The following is a 3,814-nucleotide window of genomic DNA, read 5'->3' as shown; positions in this document are numbered from 1 at the left end:
CGAAATAAAAGGTGCCCTGCGCCGACTCAATTACAAACCCACCGGGATTTCCACCGTATGAACCATCCGGAAGGGCGCTGCTATGGATGGCATTCACATACTTGACATTTCCAAAATCGAATGCCTTGGCCCCACCATGATTCATCCCCCATACATTTTTGACTCCTTTGTTCTGATACCAGGTTACGATTTCAAAATTTGAAACCAATGTGGCCTTGTTGTTTGTAACAATTTTTTCCACATCGAAAACATGATCTTCATGTCCATGACTGACCAAAACATAATCTGCTTTGATCTTATCAATTTCAATGTTGGAGGCAAGGGGATTGGGTGAAATAAAGGGATCAAATATCAGTGATTTCCCTCCTATTTCCACCAAGAAAGTCGAATGACCAAAATACTTCAGTTCAATCATAGATTATTTTGAATTTCGATTTTTCATGCGATTACAAATATATCATTTTAATCCGAACTATGACCAGCCAGCTCAATGGATCCGAAAGTTAATAATAGATAAAAAGGGAAAGCATCTTAACAACAACCCTATTAAGCACTTAATTATTAACTCTTTACAACAAGCATTAAAGAATTACACAGAAGGCGAAATTGCTAAGACTTTGAGCGATTCTATTGAAGCTCATTTTTAATCAACAATTGCACCCACAATCAATTCTAGAACATCCACATGGGTTAAAGTTTATTGTCTAAAACTTGAATCCTGATCAAAAAGCTATTTTTATTCTGTAACCAATAATGTCCAATCCTATGTAAAAAAATTCTAGATAAGAAAATCCGGCCATGGATACAACAAAAAAGGCATGGAATAAACCATGCCTTATTGATATATAGTTGAGAAATTGCCTTTTATTTTTTTCCTTTTTTCTTCTTGGTTTCAGTCTTATTATTTTCTGCGGCTTTCATGGCTTGCTCTATTTTCATCTGAAACTTGGATTTTTTCTTATTTGCATTTTTAAGTTTGCTTTCTTCCACTTTAGCTCTGATTTTATCATCATCCACAAACTGTTTGATCAAGTATTGTTGACCAAAAGTAACCATGTTGGATACAAAATAGTAGAAACTAAGTGCTGCAGGGAAAGAGTTTAAAACAAACATAAAAACCACAGGCATTACATAACCAATATTTTTCATAGGCCCTTGCGCAGTCGTCAACTGATTGTTGAAGTGCGTATAGGCTATTTGAGAAACGGTCATTAATAAAGTAAATAAACTTACATGCGAGCCATAAAATGGTATGGTAAAAGGCAGGTTAAGGATTGAATCATACGTAGAAAGATCATGTGCCCATAAAAACGATTCCTGTCTCAATTCAATAGAATTTGGAAAGAAAAAGAACATGGCCAATAAGAAGGGCATTTGTAACACCATAGGTAAACAACCTGAAATAGGACTCACCCCGAGTTGACTAAAGAGCTTCATTTGCTCTTGTTGCATCTTGGTTTGATCTTCTCCGTATTTTTCCTTTAACTCATCAATTTCAGGCTTAATCACCCGCATCTTAGCCATTCCAATGTAGGACTTATAAGTCAAAGGCAACAAGAACAACTTAATGATGAATACGATCAATATGATGATTACTCCATAGTTATTGAAGAAATTCTCAAGCCAGTGAAACAAGTTTACAATGATGTATTTGTTTACCCAGCTAACAAAAATATAGCCCATGTCTACATTTTTATCAAACTCAGGCGTCACATTTTTAAGCACCTTATAATTATTAGGGCCGAAATAATAACTAACTTCTCCATTTATAGGGAGTTGTAAGGTAGCCGACATGTTTTTCACATAAGATGAATCTATGGGAGTTTCTTGGGCAAGGTTACCGCTGTTAAATTGCTCCTTTGCAATTATACCGGAGGTAAAAAACCGTTGTTTGAAGGCCACCCATTTTATAGGTTCACCTACTTGTTCCGAGTCATCACCTTCCCCGGTTGATAAATAATCATAGGTTTCATCTGAAGTATAGAAATTCATATAGGTTTTCCTTCGGGACTCTCCCATATCTTCCTCTAACCTTTTGAGTTCACTCTGCCAATTGATGGTCAAAACTTCCTCATTAACCAAGTTGGCCAACCTATCACCCTCGATTTTATGGGAAAGCTGATAACCTGATGATGGCAATTGGTATTTTCTTACTATACTACCCGAACCGGCATTGGCTGTAAAAGTTACGGTGCTTACCTGCACCTCGTCTACAACTTCACTAGATTCATTTACTTCAAAGAAAAGATAATTTAAGCTTAATTCACCATTGGTAGCCTTAATTTTATAATCTATTGCACCTGTTTCGCTATCAAAAATAATGAGGGGTTGTTGGTCATAGGTTTTGAAACCTTTGACTTCGACTTTTTGAATTTCCCCACCTTTATTAGATAGTGTGATTTTTACATCATCATTCTCAAGTATTGTTTCACTTTCCTGTCCATTGACAAGGCCTGAAAAGTCACCGTATTTCTGCTTGGCTGCAATATTTTGTAGACTATCAGTATATACACTTTCAACTTCTTGTGTGCCTTGCTCAGCCTCATCCGCACTAGATTGTACTTGTGTACTTCCATTGCTTGTTTGGGGGTCGATAACTGGCTGGGGATCACTCGCAAAAAAGAGCGAATAAACCAAAATTACCGCTGCGAAAAGAATTAGTCCTGTCGCTTGATTTTTATCCATAATTCAATCGGTTGTTTGATACAGGCTTAAACCTGTCACTAAATAATTATTTTAAGATTTATTCCTTTTATTGTCACTAACTGCCTTGATAAATCGCACAAACAATGGGTGGGGATTTAAAACAGTACTTTTGTATTCCGGATGAAATTGGGTACCAACAAACCAAGGGTGATCTTTCAATTCAATAATTTCAACCAAGCCTTTGTCAGGGTTTTTTCCGGAAGCAACCATTCCATGGTCTTCAAACTCTTTGAGGTACTTGTTATTGAATTCATATCTGTGTCTATGCCGCTCTGTTACCTTTGGTTTTCCATAGGCTTTATAAGCTTTGGAACCTTTTTTCATCTCACAAGGATAAGCACCTAGACGCATGGTTCCTCCCATTTGCTTGACACCTTTTTGCTCTTCCATAAGAAAAATTACCGGATCCTTACAATCAGGTTCTAATTCACCGGAAGAAGCGTCAGCTTTGCCCAAGACATTTCTTGCAAACTCAATGACAGCAACTTGCATTCCTAAACAAATACCAAAGAAAGGAATTAAATTCTCCCTGGCATATTTGGTGGCAATTAGTTTTCCTGCAAGTCCCCTAACTCCAAAACCAGGTGCTACCAAAACACCATCCATTAGTTCAAGTTTCTTACCAATATTCCCTTCGTTTAATTCCTCAGAAGAAACCAAATGTAAGTTTACTTTGCATTCTAAAGAAGTGCCTGCATGAATAAAAGATTCAATTATTGATTTATAGGCATCAGGAAGTGAAACATATTTACCAATAAGCGCTATATCCACCTCCATGGTTGGGTTTTTGAGCTTACCCAAAAATTCTTTCCATTGTTCCAATTCAGTATTGGTCTTAGAGGATATTTTTAATTTGGTCATCACCCGCTCATCAAGACGTTCTTTTTTCATCAATAGCGGAACATCGTAAATTGAATCAGCATCCATTGCTTCAATGACACAATTCAATTGTACGTTGCAGAATTGGGCAATTTTCTTTTTGACATCAACAGGTAAATGGTGTTCTGTCCTGCAAACTAAAATATCAGGTTGCACCCCGGCCTCCAATAATTGCTTAACCGAATGCTGGGTTGGCTTGGTTTTCAACTCCTTTGCAGCAGAAAGAAAA

Annotated in this window: 3 protein-coding genes; all 3 read right to left on the bottom strand. The window is 37.0% G+C overall.

The genetic code is table 11. From position 1 onward, the window contains the following. A partial coding sequence (locus AAC037_RS21345; protein ID WP_339905475.1) for an MBL fold metallo-hydrolase occupies positions 1 to 415 on the bottom strand: 415 nt, incomplete at its 3' end. A gap of 449 nt (positions 416 to 864) precedes the next feature. After that, the gene (yidC, locus tag AAC037_RS21340; RefSeq protein WP_339905473.1) at positions 865 to 2,685 is read right to left on the bottom strand and encodes a membrane protein insertase YidC; all 1,821 of its coding nucleotides are present in this window, start codon (positions 2,683 to 2,685) and stop codon (positions 865 to 867) included. Positions 2,686 to 2,736: 51 nt separating this feature from the next. Beyond that, positions 2,737 to 3,814: CTP synthase (locus AAC037_RS21335; protein ID WP_339905471.1), on the bottom strand; the 1,078-nt coding region annotated here is incomplete at its 5' end.

The sequence above is a fragment of the uncultured Cyclobacterium sp. genome (assembly GCF_963976465.1).
In the GTDB taxonomy this organism is placed as follows: domain Bacteria; phylum Bacteroidota; class Bacteroidia; order Cytophagales; family Cyclobacteriaceae; genus Cyclobacterium.
The sequence above is the reverse complement of the archived record's forward strand: the minus strand, read 5'-3'. Positions and strand labels throughout refer to the sequence as shown.